Origin of the sequence: Kitasatospora sp. NPDC093102 (assembly GCF_040683915.1) — a bacterium.
Lineage (GTDB): Bacteria > Actinomycetota > Actinomycetes > Streptomycetales > Streptomycetaceae > Kitasatospora.
Map to the genome: position 1 here is coordinate 13,925 of NZ_JBFBFA010000010.1, position 23,014 is coordinate 36,938.

Annotated in this window: 22 protein-coding genes, 1 tRNA gene and 1 riboswitch; of the genes, 18 read left to right on the forward strand and 5 right to left on the reverse strand. The window is 74.6% G+C overall.

Annotated features, from left to right (window positions below):
* Positions 1 to 145 precede the first annotated feature (145 nt).
* The 7 genes from AB0O11_RS16225 to AB0O11_RS16255 all read left to right on the forward strand — a co-directional run bounded on the left by AB0O11_RS16225 (position 146) and on the right by AB0O11_RS16255 (position 8,333).
* Positions 146 to 1,723: a TROVE domain-containing protein gene (locus AB0O11_RS16225; RefSeq protein ID WP_363386517.1), complete on the forward strand. Its 1,578-nt coding sequence runs from the start codon at positions 146 to 148 to the stop codon at positions 1,721 to 1,723.
* 188 nt (positions 1,724 to 1,911) lie between these two features.
* Entirely contained in the window at positions 1,912 to 3,147 is a 1,236-nt protein-coding gene (gene lhgO / locus AB0O11_RS16230) for an L-2-hydroxyglutarate oxidase (protein WP_363386519.1), read from the forward strand.
* A gap of 79 nt (positions 3,148 to 3,226) precedes the next feature.
* Positions 3,227 to 4,057, forward strand: a complete 831-nt coding sequence (trmB, locus tag AB0O11_RS16235; protein WP_363386521.1) for a tRNA (guanosine(46)-N7)-methyltransferase TrmB — start codon at positions 3,227 to 3,229, stop codon at positions 4,055 to 4,057.
* Between the two features lie 115 nt (positions 4,058 to 4,172).
* Positions 4,173 to 5,567 (forward strand): PrsW family intramembrane metalloprotease, encoded by a 1,395-nt coding sequence (locus tag AB0O11_RS16240; protein WP_363386523.1) that lies wholly within the window; start codon positions 4,173 to 4,175, stop codon positions 5,565 to 5,567.
* Positions 5,568 to 5,617: 50 nt separating this feature from the next.
* A tRNA-Met gene (locus tag AB0O11_RS16245) sits at positions 5,618 to 5,691 on the forward strand.
* Between the two features lie 191 nt (positions 5,692 to 5,882).
* Positions 5,883 to 6,668: a hypothetical protein gene (locus tag AB0O11_RS16250; RefSeq protein WP_363386525.1), complete on the forward strand. Its 786-nt coding sequence runs from the start codon at positions 5,883 to 5,885 to the stop codon at positions 6,666 to 6,668.
* A 540-nt stretch (positions 6,669 to 7,208) separates the two neighbouring features.
* Positions 7,209 to 8,333 carry a hypothetical protein gene (locus AB0O11_RS16255; protein WP_363386527.1) on the forward strand — a complete coding sequence of 375 codons (1,125 nt, stop codon included), beginning with the start codon at positions 7,209 to 7,211 and terminating at the stop codon, positions 8,331 to 8,333.
* On the opposite strand, the gene AB0O11_RS16260 is transcribed toward AB0O11_RS16255, so the two are convergent.
* The 4 genes from AB0O11_RS16260 to AB0O11_RS16275 all read right to left on the reverse strand — a co-directional run bounded on the left by AB0O11_RS16260 (position 8,330) and on the right by AB0O11_RS16275 (position 11,196).
* Positions 8,330 to 8,794, reverse strand: coding sequence for a GNAT family N-acetyltransferase (locus tag AB0O11_RS16260; RefSeq protein WP_363386529.1), 465 nt, complete (start codon positions 8,792 to 8,794; stop codon positions 8,330 to 8,332). The genes AB0O11_RS16255 and AB0O11_RS16260 overlap by 4 nt on opposite strands.
* A 36-nt stretch (positions 8,795 to 8,830) precedes the next feature.
* Entirely contained in the window at positions 8,831 to 9,577 is a 747-nt protein-coding gene (locus AB0O11_RS16265; RefSeq protein WP_363386531.1) for a class I SAM-dependent methyltransferase, read from the reverse strand.
* Between the two features lie 93 nt (positions 9,578 to 9,670).
* A complete protein-coding gene (locus AB0O11_RS16270) occupies positions 9,671 to 10,411 on the reverse strand; it encodes a sensor domain-containing protein (protein ID WP_363386533.1) in 741 nt (246 codons plus the stop codon).
* A gap of 191 nt (positions 10,412 to 10,602) precedes the next feature.
* On the reverse strand, positions 10,603 to 11,196 hold the full coding sequence (locus tag AB0O11_RS16275; RefSeq protein ID WP_363386535.1) for a GNAT family protein: 594 nt from the start codon (positions 11,194 to 11,196) through the stop codon (positions 10,603 to 10,605).
* Positions 11,197 to 11,238: 42 nt separating this feature from the next.
* On the opposite strand from AB0O11_RS16275, the gene AB0O11_RS16280 reads away from it, so the two are divergent.
* Positions 11,239 to 12,114: a hypothetical protein gene (locus tag AB0O11_RS16280; protein ID WP_363386537.1), complete on the forward strand. Its 876-nt coding sequence runs from the start codon at positions 11,239 to 11,241 to the stop codon at positions 12,112 to 12,114.
* Between the two features lie 63 nt (positions 12,115 to 12,177).
* Here the strand turns inward: AB0O11_RS16280 and AB0O11_RS16285 are convergent, their stop codons facing one another.
* Positions 12,178 to 13,026: a M23 family metallopeptidase gene (locus tag AB0O11_RS16285; protein ID WP_363386539.1), complete on the reverse strand. Its 849-nt coding sequence runs from the start codon at positions 13,024 to 13,026 to the stop codon at positions 12,178 to 12,180.
* Positions 13,027 to 13,039: 13 nt separating this feature from the next.
* A riboswitch (cyclic di-AMP (ydaO/yuaA leader) is annotated at positions 13,040 to 13,198 on the reverse strand.
* Positions 13,199 to 13,393: 195 nt separating this feature from the next.
* Between AB0O11_RS16285 and AB0O11_RS16290 the strand changes: the two genes are divergently transcribed.
* The 10 genes from AB0O11_RS16290 to AB0O11_RS16335 all read left to right on the forward strand — a co-directional run bounded on the left by AB0O11_RS16290 (position 13,394) and on the right by AB0O11_RS16335 (position 22,984).
* Positions 13,394 to 13,684, forward strand: a complete 291-nt coding sequence (locus AB0O11_RS16290; RefSeq protein ID WP_363386541.1) for a YiaA/YiaB family inner membrane protein — start codon at positions 13,394 to 13,396, stop codon at positions 13,682 to 13,684.
* A 141-nt stretch (positions 13,685 to 13,825) separates the two neighbouring features.
* Positions 13,826 to 14,653, forward strand: a complete 828-nt coding sequence (locus AB0O11_RS16295) for an alpha/beta hydrolase (protein WP_363386543.1) — start codon at positions 13,826 to 13,828, stop codon at positions 14,651 to 14,653.
* Positions 14,654 to 14,705: 52 nt separating this feature from the next.
* Positions 14,706 to 15,272, forward strand: a complete 567-nt coding sequence (locus AB0O11_RS16300; protein WP_363386545.1) for a WHG domain-containing protein — start codon at positions 14,706 to 14,708, stop codon at positions 15,270 to 15,272.
* Positions 15,273 to 15,393: 121 nt separating this feature from the next.
* Complete coding sequence (locus tag AB0O11_RS16305; protein WP_363386547.1) at positions 15,394 to 17,613, forward strand: SpoIIE family protein phosphatase; 2,220 nt, start codon at positions 15,394 to 15,396, stop codon at positions 17,611 to 17,613.
* Positions 17,614 to 17,846: 233 nt separating this feature from the next.
* On the forward strand, positions 17,847 to 19,112 hold the full coding sequence (locus tag AB0O11_RS16310) for an ATP-binding protein (protein WP_363387066.1): 1,266 nt from the start codon (positions 17,847 to 17,849) through the stop codon (positions 19,110 to 19,112).
* Positions 19,096 to 19,509, forward strand: coding sequence for a roadblock/LC7 domain-containing protein (locus tag AB0O11_RS16315; protein WP_363386549.1), 414 nt, complete (start codon positions 19,096 to 19,098; stop codon positions 19,507 to 19,509). Before AB0O11_RS16310 ends, AB0O11_RS16315 begins: the two co-directional genes overlap by 17 nt.
* Positions 19,506 to 19,853 (forward strand): DUF742 domain-containing protein, encoded by a 348-nt coding sequence (locus AB0O11_RS16320; RefSeq protein ID WP_224282974.1) that lies wholly within the window; start codon positions 19,506 to 19,508, stop codon positions 19,851 to 19,853. Before AB0O11_RS16315 ends, AB0O11_RS16320 begins: the two co-directional genes overlap by 4 nt.
* On the forward strand, positions 19,831 to 20,466 hold the full coding sequence (locus AB0O11_RS16325) for an ATP/GTP-binding protein (RefSeq protein ID WP_363386552.1): 636 nt from the start codon (positions 19,831 to 19,833) through the stop codon (positions 20,464 to 20,466). The genes AB0O11_RS16320 and AB0O11_RS16325 overlap by 23 nt, the downstream gene beginning before the upstream one ends.
* A complete protein-coding gene (locus AB0O11_RS16330) occupies positions 20,463 to 21,914 on the forward strand; it encodes a cytochrome P450 (RefSeq protein ID WP_363386554.1) in 1,452 nt (483 codons plus the stop codon). The genes AB0O11_RS16325 and AB0O11_RS16330 overlap by 4 nt, the downstream gene beginning before the upstream one ends.
* Positions 21,878 to 22,984, forward strand: coding sequence for a cytochrome P450 (locus AB0O11_RS16335; RefSeq protein ID WP_363386556.1), 1,107 nt, complete (start codon positions 21,878 to 21,880; stop codon positions 22,982 to 22,984). The genes AB0O11_RS16330 and AB0O11_RS16335 overlap by 37 nt, the downstream gene beginning before the upstream one ends.
* Positions 22,985 to 23,014 lie beyond the last annotated feature (30 nt).

The window sequence follows — 23,014 nt, forward strand, 5'->3', positions numbered from 1 at the left end:
GCGCGGCCGCTAGCTCAATTCGGTAGAGCACAAGGCATACACCCCCGCCGAGGTCGGCCGCCCGGCGGCCGGCACGATCTCGGGCACCCCGGCCGCGGCATGCCTCCCTCCCCACTGATACCAGCAGGCCGAGGGGGGCTTCCGCATGTCCAGGTTCAACTTCCGCAAGGCCAAGGCGAGTCCGAGCTCGCCGGTGGCCACCACCGGCCGGCGCACCGTCAACCACAACGGCGGCCCCGGTTTCGTCCGGGACCGCAAGTCCGAGCTCTTCCTGCTCGCGGTCGCCAACATGGTCGGCCAGGACACCTTCCACGAACGTGGCGGCGAGCGCGACGACCGCTACACCGCGCTGGTGCGCGAACTCGCCGTCACCGAGCCGGAGTGGACCGTCGGGCTGCTGCGCTGGCTGCGCTACGGCGCCCAGATGCGCACCGCCGCCCTGGTCGGCGCCGCCGAGTTCACCCGCGCCCGGCTGGACGCGGGCGCCCACGGCCACTCCCGGCAGGCCGTCGCGGCGGTGCTGCGGCGCGCCGACGAGCCCGGCGAACTGCTCGCCTACTGGACCTCGCGCTACGGCCGGGCGCTGCCCAAGCCGCTCAAGCGCGGCGTCGCGGACGCCGTCCAGCGCCTGTACGACGCCCGCTCGCTGCTCAAGTACGACACCGCGGGCAAGGGCTACCGCTTCGGCGACGTGATCGAACTGACCCACCCCTCGCCGGCCCCGGACAAGGAGTGGCAGGGCGCGCTGTTCGCGTACGCGCTGGACCGCCGGCACCGGCCGGACGAGGCCGTCCCGCCGGCCGCCGACCGGATGCTGACCGCCAACCGCGAGCTGCTGGCGCTGCCCGTCGAGGAGCGCCGGACAGCGGTGACCGCCGAGGACGGCGCCGAGCGGCTGGCCGCCGCCGGGCTGACCTGGGAGGCGCTGGCGGGCTGGCTGCAGGGGCCGCTGGACGCGGCGGTCTGGGAGGCGGTCATCCCGTCGATGGGTCCGATGGCGCTGGTGCGGAACCTGCGCAACTTCGACCGGGCCGGGATCTCGGACACCGTCGCGGCCGAGGTGGCCCGGCGGATCTCCGACAAGGGCGAGGTGCGGCGCTCGCGCCAGTTCCCGTTCCGCTACCTGGCCGCGCACCGCAACGTGCCCTCGCTGCGCTGGGGGCACGCGCTGGAGACCGCGCTCGGCCACTCGCTGGCCAACGTGCCCGAACTGCCCGGCCGGACGCTGATCCTGGTGGACCGCTCCGGTTCGATGTTCGACCGCTCCGTCGGGCCGACCGAACTCAACCGGGCGGACTCGGCCGCGATCTTCGGCACCGCGCTGAAGGTCCGGGCCGCCGAGGCGGACCTGGTCGAGTTCGGCACCACCAGCCGGGTGGTCGAGGTCGGCCGGAGCGAGGCGGTGCTGCGGGTGCTGGAACGTTTCTCCAGCCTCGGCGGCACCAACACCGCCGACGCCGTCCGCACCCACTACCGCGGCCACGACCGAGTGGTGATCGTCACCGACGAGCAGACCGGCCCGGGCCACTGGGGCGGCGATCCCCTGGCCGCCGTCCCGGCCCACGTGCCCGTCTACACCTGGAACCTGGCCGGCTACGCCCCGGGCCACGGCCCCAGCGGCGGCGCCCACCGGCACACCTTCGGCGGCCTGAGCGACGCGGCCTTCCGGCTGATCCCCCTCCTGGAAACCGGGGCGAACGCCGACTGGCCCTGGGAGGCGTAGCGCCGGCGCCGGGCGGGGGCCAACGCCGGGAGGAAGGGGGAGGAGCCGCCACGGGGGGTGGCTCCTTCCCGTGTTTCCCTGTCGTCGCCGCCCCCTCCGCGCCCCCTCCGCGCGCCCTCGACCCGCCCGTCCCGCCGTGGCAGCATCGGCCCCGGCAGGACGAACCGGGCGAGGGCGAGGAGTGCGCGGTGGCGGACCGGGTCGACGTGGCGGTGGTGGGCGGCGGGATCGTCGGGCTGGCCACGGCGTACGCGCTGACCCTGGCGCGGCCGGGGCTGCGGCTCGCGGTGCTGGAGAAGGAGGCCGGCTTCGCGGCGCACCAGACCGGGCGCAACAGCGGGGTGATCCACAGCGGCGTCTACTACCGTCCCGGCTCGTACAAGGCCCGGTTCGCCGTCGCGGGCGCCGCCGAGCTGGTGGCGTTCTGCCGCGAGCACGGCATCCCGTGCGAGGTGACCGGCAAGCTGGTCGTGGCCACCGGTGCCGCCGAGCTGCCCCGGCTGGCGGCGCTGGCCGGGCGCGGGCGGGCCAACGGCATCCCGGTCACCGAGCTGGACCGGGCCGGGATCGCCCGCCACGAGCCCGAGGTGACCGGGATCGCCGGGCTGCACGTCGCCACCACCGGCATCTGCGACTTCCCGGCCGTCGCCACGACGTACGCCCGGCTGGCCCGGGAGGCCGGCGCCGAACTGCGGCCCGGCAGCGAGGTGCTGGCCGTGGCCCGGCGCCGGGACGGGGTGACGCTGCGGACCTCGGCCGGCGAACTGCGCTGCCGGGTGCTGGTGAACTGCGCCGGGCTGCACAGCGACCGGATCGCCCGGCTGACCGGGGACGACGCCGGGGTGCGGATCCTGCCGTTCCGCGGTGAGTACTACGAACTGGCCGAGCGGCGCCGGGACCTGGTGCGCGGCCTGGTCTACCCGGTGCCCGACCCGGCCTTCCCCTTCCTCGGCGTGCACCTCACCCGGGGCGTCCACGGCGACGTCCACGTCGGCCCGAACGCGGTGCCCGCGCTCGCCCGCGAGGGCTACGACTGGCGCACCGTCCGCCCGCGCGACCTCGCCGGCACCCTGGCCTTCCCCGGCACCTGGCGGATCGCCCGCCGGCACTGGCGGTACGAGCTGGGCGAACTGCACCGCTCGCTGTCCAAGCGGGCGTTCACCACGGCCGTCCGGCGGCTGCTGCCCGCCGTCGCCCCGGAGGACCTGGTGCCGGCCGCCGCCGGGGTCCGGGCCCAGGCGGTGGCCCGGGACGGCTCGCTGCTGGACGACTTCGCCTTCGCCGGCTTCGACCCGGACGACCCGCGCTCCCCGCGCCGCGCGGTGCACGTGCTGAACGCGCCCTCGCCCGCCGCCACGGCCTCGCTGCCGATCGGCCGGGAGGTGGCCCGCCGGGCCCTGGCCGCGCTGGAGGCCGGTGGGTGAGCCGAGCGGCGGCCGGGCCGATGAGTCCGGTCACAGGCCCGGCCGGAGAGCCCCGACAGCCCCGTAGACTCGGGTGATTGTGACTGCCACCGCCCCGATCCCCCAGCCCTCGCCGTCCGCCCGGCTGTCCGCCGCGCCGGCCGCCTACCCCGCGCCGATGTACCCGCACAAGGCCACCGAGGCCCAGCACCGCGAGCGTCGCATCCGCAGCTTCCAGCCGCGCCGGGGCCGGATGACCAACGCCCAGGCGAGTGCCCTGGACCGGAGCTGGGAGACGTACGGCATCCCCATCGACGGCAGCCCGCTGGACCTGCCGGAGCTGTTCGGCGGCCTGCCGGTGACCCTGGAGATCGGCTTCGGCATGGGCGAGACCACCGCCGCGATGGCCGCCGCCGACCCGGCCATGGGCATCCTCGCCGCCGACGTGCACACCCCCGGCCACGGCAACCTGCTCGGCCTGCTGGAGCGCGACGGCTCCCGGAACGTCCGCACGGCCGCCGGCGACGCGGTGATCCTGCTGCGCGACATGCTCCCGGACGCCTCGCTGGCCGGTCTGCGGGTCTACTTCGCCGACCCGTGGCCCAAGCCGAAGCACCACAAGCGCCGGCTGGTCCAGCCCGACTTCCTCGACCTGGTGCTGCCCCGGCTCGCCCCCGGCGCCCTGGTGCACTGCGCCACCGACTGGGAGCCGTACGCGGAGCAGATGCTGGCCGTGCTGTCCGCCTCGCCGGAGCTGGAGAACCTGCACCCCGAGGGTGACGGAACCGGCTGGCTGGAGCCCGCGGACCACCCGGACGGCAGCATTCCCGGCTACGCGCCGAGGCCGGACTGGCGCCCGGTCACCAAGTTCGAACGGGCCGGGATCGCCAAGGGCCACGTCGTCCACGACCTGCTGTTCCGCCGCCGCTGACCCACCGGAGCCGTTCGAACGGGCGGACGCGCGGCGGCCGTGCGGTCGGGCCCGGGGCGGACGGTTCGTCCCGAGTCCTCCCAACGGGCCGTCACCGTGGCCTACCCTGTGCCGCATGGGCAGCCCGTCCGGCGGCGGGTTCCGGAGGAACTGTCGGACGACGGTTCGAGCCGCCGCCGACGCACCGGAGACGGTCCCGAGCACCGGCGACACCCGGACCATCCCGGGGCCCCGGAGGCACCGGGCCCACCGGCTGCTGCCCCGGCCGGGTACCGCGCCCGCCGTGCCGGTCCCGGCCGGGGCACCCGCCGCCTCCCCCGCCTCCCCCGCCGCTCCCGGGGCCCCGACGGGCCGCAGCCGCCCGGTGGCGCTCTCCTCGGTCACCACGACCGCCGTGCTGACCCTGATCGGCTGCGGGGTGCTGATCCTGCACCTGGTCCAGCGGCAGACCGGCACGGTCGGGCTGCTGGTCGGCCTGGGCCTGGCGATGGTGCCGCTGCCGTTCGTGCTCGGCGGCCTGGCCTGGCTCAACCTCACCGCCCGGGTGCCGCTGCGGCACACCGTGTTCTGCCTCGGCTGGGGCGCCTGCGCGGCCACCACCGTCGCCATCCTGGCCAACAACTGGACGGCGAGCTACCTGACCCGGCACCGGAGCCCGTTCGGGGAACTGCTCGGCGCCGGGATCGCCACCCCGGTGATCGAGGAGAGCGCCAAGGCCACCGCCCTGCTGGTGCTCCTGCTCCCGCTCGGCCGGCGGCTGCGCTGCCACGGCCGCCGCACCGGGCGCCCCTGCGCGCCGCTGCTGCGCCGGTTGCCCGCGTCCCGGCACCCCCGCCCGTATCCGCGCCACCCGGCCGGTCCGCACGCCCGCGGCCGGCTGCGGCCGCGCCCGTACCTGCGGCCACTGCCCTACCTGCGCCCCGCCCCGTCCTCCGGCGCGCCGCACCACCGCTCCCGGCCGCGCACCCTGGCCGCCGGGGTGGTGCTCGGCGGGATGGCGGCCTGCGGCTTCGCGTTCACCGAGAACGCCCTGTACCTGGGCCGGGCGTTCACCAGCGACCAGCGGCAGCGGCTGGACAGCATCGGCCTCGGCGACCCGCCCAGCCTGCGCGACTTCGACAGCACCGTGCAGACCTTCGTGCTGCGCGCCCTGCTCTCCCCCTTCGCCCACCCGCTGTTCACCGCGCTCACCGGGATCGGCCTGGCCGTCGCCCTCACCACCGCCCGGCGCTGGCTGGCCCGGCTGGCGGTGCCCGCCGGGCTGCTGCTGGCGATGACGCTGCACGGCACCTGGAACGCCGCGGCCGACCTCGGCACGGACGGCTTCCTGGTGGTGTACGGGGCGCTGATGGTGCCCTGCTTCGCCGCTCTGGTCTGCTTCGCGGCCTGGGCGAGGTGCCGCGCGACCCGGCACGCGGCGCCCGGCCGACGGCGGGCGGAGGGGCGGGCCCGACGGCAGTCGCGGCAGGCTCGGCGGGGCCCTCGGCGCGGGGCCGCCGAAGGCGTCTGAAGAACCGATTTCCCATCTCGGCGACTTCCCCGTATTGTTGTGTTCACCGACGCGGGGTGGAGCAGCTCGGTAGCTCGCTGGGCTCATAACCCAGAGGTCGCAGGTTCAAATCCTGTCCCCGCTACTCAGTAGCAGAAAGGCCCGGAGGACACGTCCTCCGGGCCTTTCGCGTGTCCGGACGCGAACAGAACACGGTCCTGCCACGAAGCTGTAACGGCGGCCCGTCCCGCGATCTTGTGTCAGGCGCCTGAACCATACTGAGGAAAAATTCATCTCATTGGGGGGGCTCGGGCCGCCCCGGACAGGAAAAACCACATGCTGTCGAAGCGACTGGTCAGCACCGCCGCGATCTGCATCGTCCTGGCCGCCGGTACCGCCGCGTGCGGCGACACCAAGAGCGACGGGAAGAGCGGCGACGCCAAGGCGGGCGCCTCGCAGAAGCTCGACACCGACAAGCTCAGCGCCAAGGACATCGAGAAGCAGGCCAAGGACGCCCTGGCCTCCGCGACCTCCCTCAAGATGGCCGGCAGCATCGGCACCGACGAGGGCCAGATGGAGATGAACCTGTCGCTGGACAACAAGAGCCAGTGCACCGGCACCATGGCGATGCCGGGCATGGGCAAGTTCGAGATCATCAGCGACGGCAAGACCTCGTACGTCAAGCCGGACACCGCCTTCTGGACCAACATGGGCGGCCCGAACGGCGCCAAGGCCGCCGAGCTGTTCAAGGGCCGCTACCTGACCGGCTTCGAGAGCGACCCGTCGATGGGCTCCCTCACCAGCGTCTGCAACCTCGCCGAGTTCACCAAGAAGATCGGCGCGGAGCAGGGCACCAACGACAAGGTCGAGAAGGGGTCCGCCGGCAACGTCAACGGTGTGAAGACCTTCAGCCTCAAGGCCACCGACTCCAAGGGCGAGGTCACGACCCTCAGCATCGCCACCGAGGGCAAGCCCTACCCGGTGCGGATCGAGAACAGCGGCTCCAAGGACGGCGGCAAGATCGACTTCAGCGAGTTCGACAAGCCGCTGACCGTCCAGGTCCCGTCGGCCGAGAACACGATCGACTTCACCAAGTTCAAGGACCAGCTCAAGAGCGCCTGAGCAGCGGATCCGGACACCCTGCACGGCTGACTCCGTCGGCCGTGCAGGGCGCCGCGAATAATCCGTTGCCCTTCCTCCGGTGGGCTGCCTATGGTGGCAGCACACTGAAAGGAGGTGATCCTGAGTTGAGTTCCATCAGGATGCGTGAGGTGGCTGCTCGCTAGAGCCGCCCCTGCCTGCGCGGGGTGAGGCCCCAGGCCTCCGGCAGGCGAAATCCAAAGCAGTCACCCGGCCCGCGGGCTCACCGGTACATCCCCGGTGCCTCGGCGCCTGGCCAGTGCACGGGCCGGCGTTGAAGGAGCAGCCCGCGGGCCGTCTGCGTTCCCGGGGAGCTTCCGGCACGATTCCGGAGGCTCCCCGTGGCGTGTCCGGGGGCTCTGCTGTTTCCGGGGGCTCCGCCGTTTCCGGGGCGCCGCCGTTTCCCGGGGCTCCGCACGTCGCGACGGGAGTCGCGGGGCCGGGACGTTTCCCCGGTGGGGCCGCGGCGCTAGAGTCGGCGCGGGTTCCGGAGCGGAGCGGCGCGGGCACAGGGGGTAGGCGATGGTGAAGGCGCGGCGGCCGGGCGCCGGGGCGGCACGGCGGACGGCGCAGTGGGGCGCCACCGGGGTGCTGGCCGGGACGGGTCTGGTCGGGCTGCTGCTGTTCGCGCTCGGCCGGGAACACGCCTGGCAGGCGCTCGGGGGCGGGCTGGTGGTGGTCGGGGCCTCGGTGGTCCTGGGCGGCGGGCTGGGCTTCCTGTTCGGAGTGCCCCGGGTGCGCGGCGGCGGCACCGGTGAGCCGCAGGGCTCGTACGCGCCGAACACCAATCTGGAGCAGGTCTCGGACTGGCTGACCAAGGTGCTGCTGGGTGTCGGGCTGACCCAGCTCGGTTCGCTCGGCGAGCGGTTGCACGACCTCGGTACGGCGCTGGCGCCCGCGCTCGGCGGGGGCGCGGACGTGGTGCCGTTCGCGGCGGCGCTGGTGCTGTACTTCCTGGTCTTCGGCTTCCTGGCCGGCTGGTTGGTGACCCGGCTGGCACTGCCGCAGGCGCTGACCGAGACCGACCGGGCGCTGGACCTCTTCCTCGCCGGGCAGGACCGCGACCGGCACGGCGACAAGGTGGGCGCGGACGACCTGCGGGTCCGCGCGATGCAGCAGCTCGGGCTGCTGGGCGGCAGCGCGGAGCGCCCGGCCGCCCTGGTCGGACAGCTGCCGCCCTCCTCCGGTTCACCGGCCGGGCCGGAGGGCGTGGTGGCCGAGGTCCGTTCGACCGCGCGGCGTTCGGCGCTGACGGCCGACCAGGTCCGGGCCCTCTTCGCGGACGGCTCCGAGGGCCGGCGGATCCAGGCTCTCGCACTGATGCAGGGCGACCCGGCGCTGGCGGACCTGCCGAGCGTGCTGGACGCGATCGAGCATCCGCGCTCGGGCTTCGAGCAGTACCACGCGCTGCTGGCCGCCCGGGGACTGCTCTCCCGGCTGCCCGCCGCCGGGGCGCAGCGGCTGCGGGACGCGGTGGCGGCGCAGCTGGTCGACCCGCGGGGCATACCGTACGGGTCGGACCGCAGCTGGCTGGCGGAGAAGATCCTGTCCCGGCTCCAGGCGACGGCCCTGGTGCCGGAGCAGCCGGAGCAGCCGCCGGCCGTACCGGCCCAGCCGGGCGGACCGTCGGCCGTGGAGGACTCCTAGGCGTCCCGGACGTCCCGGACGGTGAAGCGCAGTTCGGGACGGTCCCAGGTGATCCTCCCGCGCGCCGGGAAGGTGCCGACGCGTTCGGCGCCCACCCGCAGGTAGAAGCGCTCGGCGAGCGGGTGGGAGACCACCTTCACGCTCGCGATCCCGGCCCGGCAGGCCTGCTCCAGCATGTGCTCGATCAGTTCGCGGCCGGTGCCGCGCCCCTGGGACTCGTCGGCGACGAACATCAGGTCCAGTTCGGCCGGTTCGCGGATCAGGCCGTAGAAGCCGAGCAGGTGGTCGGTGGCCGGGTCGGCGGCGAGGAACACTTCGTGCCGGGCTACGTAGTCGGGCGTCACCCGGTAGCCGTCGATCATCGCCGCGTACTCGCCGTGGTAGGCGGAGGAGGCCTGGATCAGGTCGGTGAGCCGGTCGGCGTCGGCCTCGTCGGCGCGCCGGATCGTCGTCGTGGTCATGCGGGCAAGTATAGGAGCACAACCAGTAAGTGACTATTACATCATCGGTCGCCGAACCGCCCGGCGGCGGTGGTCGGCGGTCCGCAGCACCAGGACCCTCCGGGCGCGGCCGTCCGCCGGCCCGGGGAGGCGCCGGACCTCGCTGGCTATCCGGCACTCGCCGAGCGCGTACCGCAGCGGGTCGAGGTGGCCGCAGCGGCGGCCCTGCCCGTCGTGCAGCGGATGGACCCGGACCTCGCCGTCCGGGGAGGTGACCCGGACCAGCTCGGTCAGCGCCGCCAACTGGTGCTCGGGACCGAAGAGTTCGGGGTAGGCGAAGAGCAGGTAGCCGCTCAGGGTGAGGGCGAAGGCGCCGTCCGCGAAGGGCAGCCGGGGCAGTGCCGCGGCCACGTACCGCTGCGGGTGGGCGGACGAGTCGGCGGCGAACAACCGACGGGCGCGGTCCCAGCTGCGCAGGTAGCGCTCGGACCGGTACGGGCAGGGCGAGGGGGAGAGCTGCGGGCGGGCGGCCATCGCGGTGGCCATCGCCGCCCGGGCGGCCAGGGCGCGGTCCACGACCGCCGGCAGCGGCAGCGCGTACACCGGGTCGGCGGCGATCACCCGGCAGCCCAGCTCGCGTGCCTCGGCGGCCAGGCCTGCCGCACCGCCGGGGCAGTCCAGCAGCGGCCCGGGCAGGGCGGCGATCCGGGCCCGGGTGAGGCCGAACAGGGCGCAGTACTCGTCCAGCGGGCGGGAGGTGACCAGGACGTCCGGTTGAGCGGGGGGAATGCCGGCGGCGGCCACCCGGCCATCCGAACACGGAGCGGCCCCGTCCGCATCCGGAGGACGTCCGGGACGCGGGCGGGGCCGCCGGGTGAGGCCGGGTGAGGCCGGGGGTCAGCGGCCGAGCAGGCCCCGGGCGGCGGCCCGGTTGACGTTGGTCAGGCCGCGGACCAGCTGCGTGGTGAGGAAGACCAGCAGCAGTCCGATGACCGAGAGCCCGGCGATCTGCCAGGGCGCCTGGACCTCGTACACGTGCTGGATGCCGTCGCTGTCGGAGTAGTCGAACAGCCGGTACCCGTGCCAGGGGGTGTAGGTCGGGAAGACCCAGTGGTAGAGCGGGTAGAGCGCCATCACCCAGCCGAGCAGCAGGAACACCAGCGTCACCGAGAAGCTGAACACCGCCCAGGGGAACATCACCACCTGGTACAGCACGGCCTTCCAGCCGGCCGCGTCCGCCAGCCGCGCGGTGATCGCGCCCCAGTTGCCCGGGCGGACCTGGCGCACCGGCTCCGGGGCGGGGACGTCCAGGGCCAGCATGCCGCGCACCCGGGCCCGCTCCAGCCGGCCGAAGCCGCGGGCGAGGCTGGTCAGGGCGCCCAGCACGGGCAGACCGAGGACGGTCACGAAGGTTCCGAGGCCGAAGCAGAACATGGTGATCGAGACGGAGAACCCGGCGATCGCCACCGGGAGGCCGCTGAGCGCGTAGCCGACCTCGCGGTAGTAGTACGCCGAGAACGGCGCCCGCCACAGGGCCGGCCGCCGCTCGGTCCGGCGGGCCCGGGCGGGGCGCGGGTCGTCACCGTAACCGCCCGGGACGTCCCACTCCCGGTCCTCCATGCTGCGGCTGCTGCTCATGCTCCCGGCCCCCGGCCCCTCGTGCTGTCGATCGTTCGTCCTGCTGACGGTGTCCAGTCTGACGGGCACGCGGGCCGGGCGGGATCCGGAGGCCTGGCGGATCCGGGGTGGGGTTAACCCCCCCTCCGCCGCGATCCCCTCGTTCGGTCCGCTCTCCGCCCGGCCGGCCGTCCGCGGTCCGCCCGCGGCGTTCAGCGGTCCGGGCCCGGCCTGCGGGCGCCCGGGCCCGGCCACTCGTCGGCGAGCAGCGAGTAGAGGAACGAGTCGGACCGGACGCCGTCCTTGAACCCGTCGTGCCGCAGCCGCCCCTCCAGCCGGAATCCCAGCCCGGTGAGCACCTTGACGGAGGCCTCGTTGGCCACCGCGACCCGGGCGGCCAGCCGGTGCAGGTCCAGGACGTCGAAGGCGAGGCCGCAGAGCAGGCCGACGACCTCGCCCGCGTAGCCGCGGCCCCAGGACTCGCGGGCCAGCACGCACCCGAGGTGGGCGGCCCGGTGCCCGTCGAGGGTGAGCGAGGCCTGCCCGATCGGCGTCGCGTCCTGCGGCTCCTCGGCGTCGGCGAGCCTGGTGACGGCGAGCCGGTAGGTGTCCCGTTCCTCGGCCATCGCCTCCTCCAGGTAGAGCTCGACCTGGTCGGCGCAGGCCTCCCGGTCGCTCGGCCCGAAGGGCAGGTGGCGGGTGACCTCCGGGTCGCCGAACAGCGCGTGCAGCGCGTCCACGTCGCCCTCGGTGTGGTGGTACTCGCGGACGGCCAGTCGCGGGCCGGTGAGTCGTACGGGGACCATGGCTGCCGACCCTATCCCCGCCCGGCGGCTACCGTTCGGACTATGAACGACGAAGACCTGCGGCTCGCCCCGCGCACCAAGGCCGCCGACCTGCTCGCCTGGGCGGCCGAGCAGGGCCGCGCGCCGGTGGCCGAGGGGCCGCTGCGCGCGGTGCTGGCGCTGCTGGAGCTGGGCGAGGGCAGGATGCACGACGGCTGGCCCGAACTGACCTCCGACGCGGTGGAGCACCTGCTCTATGAGCGGCTCCACCTGTACGTCCAACCGGCGCCCGAGGAGGACCCGCTCGCCTACGGCGACGCCGTCCGGCTGCTGATCGACCACCAGCGGGCGGCCCGGCGGCTCAACGCCAAGCGCCAGGAGCGGCTGCACGCGGAGGCCGAGTGGCAGGGCGAGGTCGCGGCCGGGCTGCTGCGCCGCGCCGACCTGGTGACCTGGCCCCGGCTGTACGCGCTGCTGCTGCACGCGCACGGGGTGGACGTCACGGACGGGGCGGCGGTGCGGGACTGGCTGGCCGGCTTCGGGGAGCTGGCGCAGGAGGAGCGGCTGGCCGCGTACGAGGCGCTGGTGCCGGCCGGCTGGCTGGACGAGCCGGACGAGCAGGGCTGGGGCCCGGGCCGGGTGCTGTCGGTCGGCATGGCCACGGACGGCGCGCGGCGGCTGCTGGAGCAGGGCCTGATGCGGCGCAGCTACCGCAACCTGGCCGAGCTGACCGCGCAGGGCCGGCCGATGCCGGACGAACTGGCGGGGGACTTCGGGCAGTTCGAGGAGGCGGCGGTCGACGCGGCGCTCGACCTGTTCGGCGGGTGGACGGTGCCGGGGCTGCCGCGGCTGCTGGTGACGGAGTTCCCGGAGCTGGCGCCGGAGCCGGGCCAGGAGGAGATCGAGGCGTACCTGGCGCAGCTGCCCGTCGAGGAGTGAGACGTCGCGCGAAGCCCCCGGCCCGGTGCCGGTGCTCCGGGCCGGGGGCTTCGCGCGGGTGCGTCAGGGGTTGAGGCCGCGCTGCTGGAGCCAGGGCTCCGGGTCGACCGGGGCGCCGCCGCCGGGACGGACCTCCATGTGCAGGTGCGGGCCGGTGACGTTGCCGGTCGCGCCGACCTTGCCGATCTGCTGGCCGGAGGCGACCTTGCCGGAGCCCTTGGTGATCGAGGAGAGGTGGCAGTACCAGATCTCGGTGCCGTCGGGCAGGGTCTCGACGATCCGGTAGCCGTACGAGCCGGCCCAGCCGGCCGAGGTGATGGTGCCCTGGCCGAGCGCGTAGACCGGGGTGCCGGTGTCGGCGGCGAAGTCCAGGCCGGTGTGCAGGTTGGCCCAGTAGCGGGCGCTCTGGCCGTAGTGGGCGGAGAGCCGGTAGTCGTTCACCGGGAGGGTGAGGGCGGCGGCCTTGACCCGCTCGGCCTCCTCGGCGGCGCGCTTGGCCTCGGCCTCCTTGGCGGCGGCCTTGGCCTCCGCCTCCTGCGCGGCCTGGAGCCGGGCGGTCTCCTCGGCGGCGGTGCGCTGGCTGTCGGCCTGGTGCTGGATGCGGGCGGCGAGCGCGAGGCCGGGGTCGGCGGAGAGGGCGACCGGGGTCTCGTCCGGGGCCTCGACGGCGGGGGCGGCGGCCGGGGTCGCCGAGGCGAACCCGGTGGCGCCCAGGGTGGCGGCGACGGCGGTGACGCCGAGCAGCGGGGAGGCTCCGCGGGTCTGACGCGGCATCCGGTGGCGGTTGGTCTCGGCCTCCGGGCCGAAGACCTCCGGGCCGAAGGCCTCGGGGCCGTCCGTGCCGGGGTGGTCGAGGAGCTGGGTACCGGCTGCGAAGCCGGCCGGGTGTGCCGGGGTGTGCGTCGACGCCACGGGAGGCGCGCTCCTTTCCTTCCTTCGCGCCTACCGGGTTAGCTGACGGGTTCGGAGCAGGAAGGTCTCCTACGGCCGGGCCGGAGCCCCGCCGATTCACCCCAAGGAACGTGGTTCCCCGGCTCCCTGACCTGCCCGGAGGCCGGCCGGCGGGATTAGGCGACGGCGCACGGTGCCGTCTGGGTACGGCGTTGACAACCGCGCTGCGTTATCAAACGTTAATCCTAGGACGCTCTGATTCCAAGCCATCCGTTTGGAGCAGCTCGGGGGAAGGTGATCGGACGTCAACGAACGGCCCCTCGTACACGGCCCCATCTGAGTATTCCTACTCATGTGCGGCCCGGCGCGGCCGCCGCATCCTGACGCCATGAGCGCACCGATGCAGGCCCGCACCACGGCCGCGTACTTCGTCCAAGCCGTCCTCTCCTTCTCCCTGTCGGGCATCGCCCTCGCCGCCGGAATCGCCTACCTGCCGGTCGGCGGGTGGACCCGGGCCTTCCTCGGGATCGGCCTCCTCTACACCGTCACCTCCGCGTTCACGCTGGCGAAGGTGATCCGGGACCGGCAGGAGTCCAGCGAGATGATCACCCGGGTCGACCAGGCCCGACTGGAGAAGCTGCTCAGCGAGCACGACCCGTTCAAGGTCGAGGGGGTCTGACCGACCCCTCCCCCTCCTCCCGGCCCGCCGCCCCACCCCGCCGCCCGTCGGTCGCTTGACGGCTAAGGCTATTAGCCTTAGCTTTATGGCTATCGGCAGCACAGCCGACGCCCCGCACCGACGGCCCGAAGGGGACCACCCATGAACGGCACCATCACCCCGAGCACCCAGTACCTGACCGTTCCCGGCGGCCGGATCGCCTTCGACGACACCCGGCAGGGCAACGGCACCCCCGTCGTCCTGCTCCCGGGCATGCTCGACAGCCGGGCCGCGTACCGGCACCTGCGCCCGCTGCTCGTCGCCGCCGGCCACCGGGTCGTCACCATGGACCTGCGGGGCTTCGGCGAGTCCTCCATCACCTGGGACGACTACAGCCCGGCCGCCATCGCCGGCGACGTGCTCGCCCTGCTCGACCACCTCGGCATCGAGCGCGCCGTCCTCGCCGGGAACTCGTACACCGGCGCGACCGTCGTCAAGGCCGCCGGGGACGCGCCCGAGCGGGTCGCCGGGATCGTCCTCCTCGACGCCTTCGTCGAGAACCCGCCGCAGGGCGCCCTGATGCGCGGCGTCATGGGCCTGATGGGCGCCGCCCTCGTCCACTGGCCGGCCTCCTGGGGCTTCTACCTGCGCCGGATGGCCTTCCCGGGCGCCAAGCCCGCCGACTTCGACGCGTACGTGGACGGACTGGTCGCCGCGCTGCGCACCCGGGGACGGAAGACCGCCACCCGCGGGTACGTCCACGGCGACTCGGCACCGGTCGGCTGGACGGCCGCGGTGCGGTGCCCGGCGCTGGTGGTCATGGGCAGCAAGGACCCCGACTTCCCGAAGCCGGAGCTCGTCGCCGACCGGCAGGCCGCCGCACTCGGCGCGCGGAAGGCGATGATCGAGGGGTCCGGGCACTACCCGATGGCCGACAACCCGGCGGCCACCGCGGACGCCCTGCTGCCGTTCCTCGCCGAACTCGGCTGAGCCCCGCCCGTCCCGATCCGCCCGACTCCACCCGTACGGAGAGCCCGAACCCATGCCCCGCGTAGGACTGACCCCCGACCAGGTCGTCGACCACGCCCTCGCCCTCATCGACGAGCAGGGCGCCGAGGCCCTCACCCTGGCCTCCGTCGCCGCCCGGGCCGGGGTCGCCACCCCCTCGCTGTACAAGCACGTCAGCGGCGGCCTCGCCGAACTGCGGCGGCTGATCGCCGTCCGGGTCACCGGGGACCTGGCCGACCGGCTGGCCGAGGCGGCCGTCGGGCGCAGCGGGGACGACGCCGTCGCCGCCGTCCTGCGCGCCTACCACGCGTACGCCACCGAGCACCCGCACCGCTACAACGCCCTCCCCCAGGCCCCGCAGCCCGACGACGACCTGGCCCGCGCGGCCGCCCGGCTCGTCGGGGTGATCATCGCCGTCCTGCGGGAGTACGGCCTCGACGGCTCCGAGGCGATCCACGCCGCCCGCACCGTCCGCTCCCTCGCCCACGGCTTCGCCTCCCTCACCACCGCCGGCGCCTTCCAACTCGCCGAGGACCTCGCCACCACCCACGACCGCCTGATCACCACCCTCACCACCGGCCTGCGCACCTGGCCCGCGTAGGCGGCCGGCCCGCGCCGGGGCGAGAACCCCACGTGCGGAGGCCGGCGGCGCGCGGGCGCCGGTGCCGGTGCGGCGGCTCGGTCTCCATCCGCCGCTCGGGGAAATGGGGTATCAAGGATCAATGCCCCTGGAGCCCGCCGGCAGTCCGCCCACGCGCAGTGCGATGCGCTGCGTGCGCCTGCTGCTCGGCTGCACCAGCGCCGCCGAGCTGCTCGGCACCGTCCTGGCCGAGGGCCCGAGCTGGATCACCGGCGAGGGGTCCGCGCTGTACCTGCTGGACTCCGCCGGGATGCTCCGGCTGACCGCCTCGCACGGGCTGCCGGACTGGGCGCACGAGCGCTACAGCGTGGTCGATCCGGCCGGCGAGCTGCCCGCGGCGATGGCCCTGCGGCTGCGCCGCCCGTACCTGCTCAGCCCCGAGCACACCAGCATCGACTACCCGAACAGGAACGCCGGCATGGGCACCGGGATGGTCGCCGTGATCGCCCTGCCGATGGTCGTGGACGAGCGGCCGATCGGTGTGCTCGCCCTCGCGCTGGCCCACCGGGGCACCGTCCCGCGCCGCGACCTGGACGTCCTGGAGACCGTCGCCGAGGCCTGCGCCCACCGGCTCTCCCACCTGCTGGACCACGCCGACGCCCACCTCCCGTACGGCACCCGGGCGCCGTACGGCGTCCGGTTACCCGAGGGCCCGCAGGCGGCGGACGGCCGCCCCGCCGGGCTGGCCCACCCGTTGCTGTCGCTGGCCGTGCGGGCCGCCGGGTACGGCGCCTTCGAGCGCGACCTGGTCACCGGGGAGAGCTACTGGGACGCCGAGGCGTTCCGGCTGACGGGCCGCCCGGCCGCCCCGGACGGTGCCGCCCCCGAGCTGGACCGGGTGGTCCACCCGGAGGACCTGCCGGACGTGCAGGCCGCGCTCGCCGAGGCACTGGCCACCGGCGGCCGCTACCGGATCGGCTACCGGGTGCTGCGGCCCGGCGGCCGGGTCGCCCGGGTCGAGGAGTCCGGCGAGGTGATGCTGGACGTGCACGGGCGGCCGGTGCGGATCGCCGGGCTGCTGGCCGACGTCGGGCACCGGGAGCAGCCGCCGTCCGAGGAGCGGAACTCCCCGGCCGCCGCCCGGACGGCGCTGCTGCTGACGCTCACCCGGGCGCTGTCCCGGGCGGTGACCGTCCGGGACGTCACCACCGCCGTCACCGACGTCGCCCGCCCGGCCCTCGGCGCCGCCGGCATCGTCCTGGACCTGGTGGACGAGGGCCGGCTGCTGCCCGTCTCGCACACCGTGTACGGGGGCCCGCGCCGCACCGAGCTCACCCGTCTGGCGGACCTGTCCGAGGACGTGATGCAGCGTTCGCTGGCGCGCTCCGCCCCGCTGTTCAGCGAGCCCTCGGCGGCCCGCACCCGGCGCGACCCGCTCACCCCGGCCGCCTGGGCGGTGCTGCCGCTGGTCGCCTCCGGGCAGCAGGTCGGTTCCTGTCTGATCACCTTCGCCGCCGAGCGGGTGTTCAGCCGCGAGGACCGCACCCTGTACTCGGCCTTCGCCGGCATCCTGGCGCAGTCCCTGGAGCGGGCCCGGCTGTACGACACCCACCACCACCGGGCCTCCGAGCTGCAGCGGGCGATGCTCCCGCGGACCCTGCCCCGGCTGTCCGGGATCATCAGCGCCGCCCGCTACCTGCCGAGCACCGAGGGCATGCAGATCGGCGGCGACTGGTACGACCTGCTGCGGCTGCCGGACGGCCGGATCGGGCTGGTGATCGGCGACGTCCAGGGCCACAACGCCGAGGCCACCGCGGTGATGGGCCAGCTGCGCAGCGGGCTGCGGGCGTACGCGACGGACGGGCACGACCCGGCCGCCACCCTGGCCCGCACCAGCCGGCTGCTGGCCGAGCTGGACACCGAGCTGTTCGCGACCTGCCTCTACCTGACCCTGGACCCGGCCGACGGCGTGCTGACCGCGGCCCGGGCCGGGCACCCGGCACCGGTGCGGATCACCGGCGACGCCGCGGCCGTCGAGCTGGACCTGCCGGGCGGGCCGCCGCTGGGCGTGGACCCGGAACAGCCGTACCCGCTGGCAGTGGAGCGGCTGGCGGTCGGCGAGACGCTGCTGGCCTACACCGACGGGCTGGTCGAGGACCGCGAGGAGGACTACGACGAGTCGGTGCAGCGGATGCTCGGCGGGCTCGAACTGTGGGCTCGGCAGACCGGTCCGGGGCGGGTCGGCCCGGCGCCGGCGCTGGAGCGGCTGGCCGATCTGCTCACCCTGAACGTGACCGAGCGGCGGTCCCGGCCGGACGACGTGGCGCTGTTGCTCCTGCACCGGACGGCGCCCCTTCCGTGACGCCCTGCGCACAGGATCCACACATCGCAGGGCGCGATCCGGCCATCAGGCTCGATTCCGACGCTTCCCGAGGGGGCCGGTCGGGCCGATCGGACGTCTCGCCATGCGGAGGGATCGGGGTCGAACGACTGCCGATTGACGCCGGATTGACTCGATATTGACGAGATCCGGTCACTTGGCGAGATCCGTTCACACCTTCGTAGGATCATCACCCTAGAATTCGCGGCGTGACGATGACTCAGTGGTCCGTAACGGCAACCGGCGTGCTCGCCGTCCTCGCCCTCGTGGCCGCCGCGCGGTACCGCGCCGTGTCCGTCACCCAGCGCGGCCGCGCCGAGCGGCTGCGCGGTGAACTCGTCGCCGTCCAGGAACAGCTCGCCGCCGAACTCTCCCGCCGCGGCGCCGAACTCGCCGCCGTCCAGCAGGAGCAGGAGCACACCGCCTCCACCCAGCGGGCCTTCCTCAGCGTCGCCCGCCGGATCCTGGTGATGGCCCACGACCAGCAGGCACTGCTGGACGAGATGGAACGCACCCACGACGACCCGACGCTGCTGGAGGGCCTGCTCAAGGCCGACCACGCGGCCGCCCAACAGGCCCGGCTGGCCCAGACCCTGGCCGTGCTGTGCGGCGCGCGGGCCGGCCGGCACTGGCCGGAACCGGTCGCCCTGGAGGACGTCGTCCGCGGCGCCCAGTCGCGCATCCTGCCGTTCCAGCGCGTGGTGGTGCGCAGCCGGATCGAGACCGCGGTGGTCGGCGCCGCTGCCGAAGCGCTGATCCACGCGATCGCCGAGCTGCTGGACAACGCCACCCGCTACTCCCCACCCAGCACCCAGGTGTTCGTCACCCTGATGCCGGTGCACAACGGCGCCGTCATCGAGATCGACGACGGCGGCGTCGGCATGCCGGAACAGGCCGTCGCCAAGGCCTCCGCCGCGCTGGCCGGCGGCAGCACCCTGGAGGTCTCCCGGCTGGGCGAGGTGCCGCAGCTGGGCCTGGCCGCGGTCGGCCGGCTCGCCGAGCAGTACGGCTTCCGGGTCACGCTCAGCTCGGCGCCCTCCCCGTACGGCGGCGTGCGCGTGGTCCTGCTGCTGCCCAACGCACTGCTCACCGAACCGCTGCCGCCCACCGTCCCCGGCCTCGGGCCGGACGACCAGGCGTTCAACCCCGGCCCCCGACCGGTCTCTCCCGCCGGTCACCCCCTGGTGGAGACCCCGCCGCCCAGCCGGCACGCCGCCACCGGTGACATCCCTCCCCCGCTGCCCCGCCGGAGCCACCGGCGCGGCCGCGCGGGCCGCCCCGCCCAGCACGCCGCTCCCCCACCGCCGCCCGCGCCGCCCTACCGCTCGGCCCGGGACGCGCAGTCGTTCATGGCGATGTTCCAGGCCGGAACCGCCAGCGGCCGTTCCGCCGCCCGGGCCCAGGCCCAGTCCGGCCCTTCCCTGCCCGCTTCCCCCCGACTTCCCCAGCGCTCCGGAGAGTTCCATGACCACCACCCCTGACCTCGGCTGGCTGCTCGCCGACATCATCGCCGTCCCGCAGGTCCAGCATGCCGTCGTCGTCTCCAACGACGGCCTGGAGATCGGCCGCAGCGCGGGCATCGAGCGCGACGACGCCGAACGGCTCGCCGCCGCCTGCTCCGGACTGCAGTCGCTGGCCCGCGGCGTCGCGACGGGCTTCGGCGGACCGGGCAGCGCCACCCGCCAGATCGTCATCGAGTACGGCGGCGGCTACCTCTTCATCGTCGCCGCCGGGGCCGGCGCGCACCTGGCCGTGGTGACCGGCGACGCGGTGGACGCCGGCCTGGTCGCCTACCAGATGCAGGTCCTGGTCGAGCGGATCGGCGCCCACCTCACCAGCCCGCCGCGCTTCGACCACGCGGCGGGGGGCCACCGGTGAGCGGCCCGGTCCGGCCGTACGTCATCACCGGCGGGCGCAGCCGCCCCACCCGGGCCGAGCTGGCCGTGGAGAGCCTGGTCAGCGCGTTACCCGGGCCGCCGGAGCTGCCCGAGGACGCGCTGCTGAACCGCGAGCACCGGCGCATCCTCGACCTCTGTCACAGCCTGCTGTCCATCGCCGAGGTGGCGGCCCACCTGGGGCTGCCGCTCGGCGTCGTCAAGGTGCTGGTCGGGGACCTGTGGGACCTCGGCGCCGTGCAGGTGCTCCCGCCCGTCCCGCAGGCCGAACGCCTGCCCGCAACCCTTCTGGAAGAGGTGCTCGTTGGCCTCCGCCAACTCCGCTGAAGCCGCCCCCGGGGCCACCGGGTCCACCGACGGGCCGCAGTACCTGCCCTCCTCGGTGCAGGGCGCGGTCAAGATCCTGGTCACCGGTCCGTTCGGGGTGGGCAAGACCACCCTGGTCGGCTCGCTGAGCGAGATCACCCCGCTGCGCACCGAGGAGACCATGACCGCCGCCAGCGCCGGCGTGGACGACCTCACCGGGCGCCCCGGCAAGACCACCACCACGGTGGCGCTGGACTTCGGCCGGATCACGCTCAACTCGCGGCTCGCCCTGTACCTGTTCGGCACGCCCGGGCAGCAGCGGTTCTGGCCGCTCTGGGACGACCTGTCGCGCGGTGCGCTCGGCGCCATCGCCATGGTCGACCTGCGCCGCCCGGACGAGAGCTTCGACGTGCTCGGCCGGCTGGAGGAGCAGCGCATCCCGTTCGCGATCGCGGTCAACACCTTCCCGGACACTCCCGGTTACCCGGAGGAGGAGCTGCGGTCGGCGCTGGACCTGCTGCCGGAGGTGCCGATCCTGCACTGCGACGCTCGCGACCGCCGGCAGTCCTACGACCTGCTGATCGACTTCGTCGACCACCTGCACCGCAGCTCGATCCTGGAGCTCCAGGGATGACCGCGCCCGAACCCCCGGGGTGCCCCGTCGCCCACGGCGGCAGCCTGCCCGGCGGGCTGCCCGTGGGCGTGCCGCTGACCCCGCTGTACGGCCCGGCCGTCGCCGAGGACCCGCACGGCCTGTACGCCCGGCTGCGCGAACGCTACGGGCCGGTCGCGCCGATCGAGCTGGAGCCCGGGGTCGAGGCCTGGCTCGTCCTCGGCTACGCCGAGCTGCTCGAACTCACCCGCAACGAGGCGCTGTTCTCCAAGGACTCGCGGCGCTGGCGGGTGCCCGCCGAGGGGCGGCTGGCCGCCGACTCGCGACTCCAGCCGATGACCTCCTGGCGGCCCACCCTGCTCAACCTGGACGGCGCCGAGCACCAGCGGCTGCGCGCCGCCGTCGCCGACACGCTCGCCCAGATCGACCACCGGCAGCTGCGCGGAACCACCGAGGCCGCCGCCAACGGGCTGATCGACAGCTGGGGCCCGGACGGCACCGCCGACCTGGTCGCCCAGTACGCGCGCCGGCTGCCGCTGCTGGTCTTCACCCAGCTGCTCGGCCTGCCCACCGACGCCGGTCCGCACCTCATCCGGCTGATCAACGACATCTCCGACAGCGGCGCCGAATCGGTGCGCGCCAACCAGGAGTTCCACGCGGTCCTGGTCGACCTGGTGCAGCGCCGCCGGGCCGCGCCCAGCGCCGACCTCACCTCCTGGCTGCTGGCCCACCCGGCCGCGCTGACCGACGAGGAGGCGGTGCACCACCTGGTGGTGATGATGGTCGCCGGGAACGAGACCACCATCTGCTGGACCGGCAACACGCTGCGGCTGCTGCTCACCGACCGGCGCTTCCGGGCCACCCTCACCGGCGGGCGGCTGACCGTCTCCGACGCGCTGGAGGAGGTGCTCTGGCGCGACCCGCCGACGCAGAACTTCCCCGGTCGCTGGGCCACGAGCGACACCGTCCTCGGTGGCCAGTACATCAGCCAGGGCGACCTGCTCGTCCTCGGTCTGGCCGCGGCCAACGCCGACCCGGCCGCGCAGGGCGTCTCGGCCGCCGCGCACGGCTCGCTCGGCGGCAACCGGGCGCACCTCGCGTGGGGCGCGGGCCGTCACGTCTGCCCGGCCCAGCACCCGGCCCGGATCATCGTCGAGACCGCCGTCGAGACCCTGCTGCACCGCCTGCCCGACCTCCAACTGGCCGTACCACCCGGCGAGTTGACCTGGCGCCCGTCCCCCTGGTCCCGGGCCCTGACCGCCCTCCCGGTGCTCTACAGCGCCTTCACCCCACCCCGCCCGCCAGCCCCCGAGAGGCCCGCATGGACACCACCGACCCCGGAACCCGCGCCGAGCCCTTCAGACTCGACCCCTTCGGCCGCGACCAGCACGCCGAGAACGCCCGACTCCGCGCGGCCGGTCCCGCGGTCCTGGTGGAACTCCCTGGCGGGGTGGTGGTCTGGGCGGTAACCCACCACGACACCCTCCAGTCGCTGCTGGCCGACCCCCGCGTCGGCAAGGACGCCCGGCTCTGGAACACCTTCCGGGAGGGACGGCTGCCGGAGGGCTGGCCGCTGCTCAACTTCATCGCCGTCCCCGGCATGGTCACCGCCGACGGCGAGGACCACCGGCGGCTGCGCGGGCTGGTCTCGCAGGCCTTCACCCCGCGCCGGATAGCCGACCTGGCCCCCGCCGTCGAGGCCCGGACGATCGCGCTGCTCGACGAGGTCGCGAAGCTGGAGGGCGAGTTCGACCTGCGGCGGCACTTCGCCTACCCGCTGCCGATGCAGGTGATCGGCGAACTGCTCGGCCTCGCGCTGGAGCAGCAGGACGAGCTGCACGAGCTGTCCGACACCATGGTCTCCAGCTCGGCCACCCCGGCGGCGGCCCTGGCCGCGCAGCGGGGCCTGAACGCGCTGCTGGCCTCGGTGGTGGCAGCCAAGCGGGCCGAGCCCGGTGACGACCTGACCACCGACCTGATCGCCGTCCACGAGGCCGGCGACCGGCTCAGCGAGGCCGAGCTGGTCGGCACCCTGCTGCTGATGCTGGTCGCCGGGCACGAGACCACGCTCAACCTGATCACCAACGCCGTCCGCGCCCTGCTCGCGCACCCGGACCAGCTGCGGCTCGTCCTGGACGGGGAGCAGCCGTGGTCCGCGGTGGTCGAGGAGACGCTGCGCTACGACTCGCCGGTCGGGCAGTTCCCGCTGCGCTACGCGAGCGAGGACATCGCGGTCGGCGACGTGGTGATCCGGCGCGGCGAGGCGCTGCTGGCCTCGTACGCGGCGGCCGGGCGGGACGCCGGGCACCACCCGGACGCGGACCGCTTCGACCTCACCCGGCAGCCCGCCAAGCACCTGTCGCTCGGCCACGGCCCGCACTTCTGCCTCGGCTCCGGGCTCGCGCGGCTGGAGGCCGAGACGGCGCTGCGGCACCTGTTCACCCGCTTCCCCGGGCTGGCCCCGGCGAAGGGCCGGACCGACGAACCGATCGCCTCGTTCGTCAGCAACAGCGTGCGCACCCTGTGGGTGACGGTCTGAGCCGGCCGGTTACCTGAGAGCGGTCCGGGT

Coding starts and splice junctions, on each gene's coding strand:
- AB0O11_RS16225 (WP_363386517.1), top strand. CDS start 146: ATGTCCAGGTTCAACTTCCGCAAGGCCAAGGCGAGTCCGAGCTCGCCG.
- AB0O11_RS16240 (WP_363386523.1), top strand. CDS start 4,173: ATGGGCAGCCCGTCCGGCGGCGGGTTCCGGAGGAACTGTCGGACGACG.
- AB0O11_RS16250 (WP_363386525.1), top strand. CDS start 5,883: ATGCTGTCGAAGCGACTGGTCAGCACCGCCGCGATCTGCATCGTCCTG.
- AB0O11_RS16255 (WP_363386527.1), top strand. CDS start 7,209: ATGGTGAAGGCGCGGCGGCCGGGCGCCGGGGCGGCACGGCGGACGGCG.
- AB0O11_RS16260 (WP_363386529.1), bottom strand. CDS start 8,794: ATGACCACGACGACGATCCGGCGCGCCGACGAGGCCGACGCCGACCGG.
- AB0O11_RS16270 (WP_363386533.1), bottom strand. CDS start 10,411: ATGAGCAGCAGCCGCAGCATGGAGGACCGGGAGTGGGACGTCCCGGGC.
- AB0O11_RS16275 (WP_363386535.1), bottom strand. CDS start 11,196: ATGGTCCCCGTACGACTCACCGGCCCGCGACTGGCCGTCCGCGAGTAC.
- AB0O11_RS16280 (WP_363386537.1), top strand. CDS start 11,239: ATGAACGACGAAGACCTGCGGCTCGCCCCGCGCACCAAGGCCGCCGAC.
- AB0O11_RS16290 (WP_363386541.1), top strand. CDS start 13,394: ATGAGCGCACCGATGCAGGCCCGCACCACGGCCGCGTACTTCGTCCAA.
- AB0O11_RS16295 (WP_363386543.1), top strand. CDS start 13,826: ATGAACGGCACCATCACCCCGAGCACCCAGTACCTGACCGTTCCCGGC.
- AB0O11_RS16300 (WP_363386545.1), top strand. CDS start 14,706: ATGCCCCGCGTAGGACTGACCCCCGACCAGGTCGTCGACCACGCCCTC.
- AB0O11_RS16305 (WP_363386547.1), top strand. CDS start 15,394: ATGCCCCTGGAGCCCGCCGGCAGTCCGCCCACGCGCAGTGCGATGCGC.
- AB0O11_RS16310 (WP_363387066.1), top strand. CDS start 17,847: ATGACTCAGTGGTCCGTAACGGCAACCGGCGTGCTCGCCGTCCTCGCC.
- AB0O11_RS16315 (WP_363386549.1), top strand. CDS start 19,096: ATGACCACCACCCCTGACCTCGGCTGGCTGCTCGCCGACATCATCGCC.
- AB0O11_RS16330 (WP_363386554.1), top strand. CDS start 20,463: ATGACCGCGCCCGAACCCCCGGGGTGCCCCGTCGCCCACGGCGGCAGC.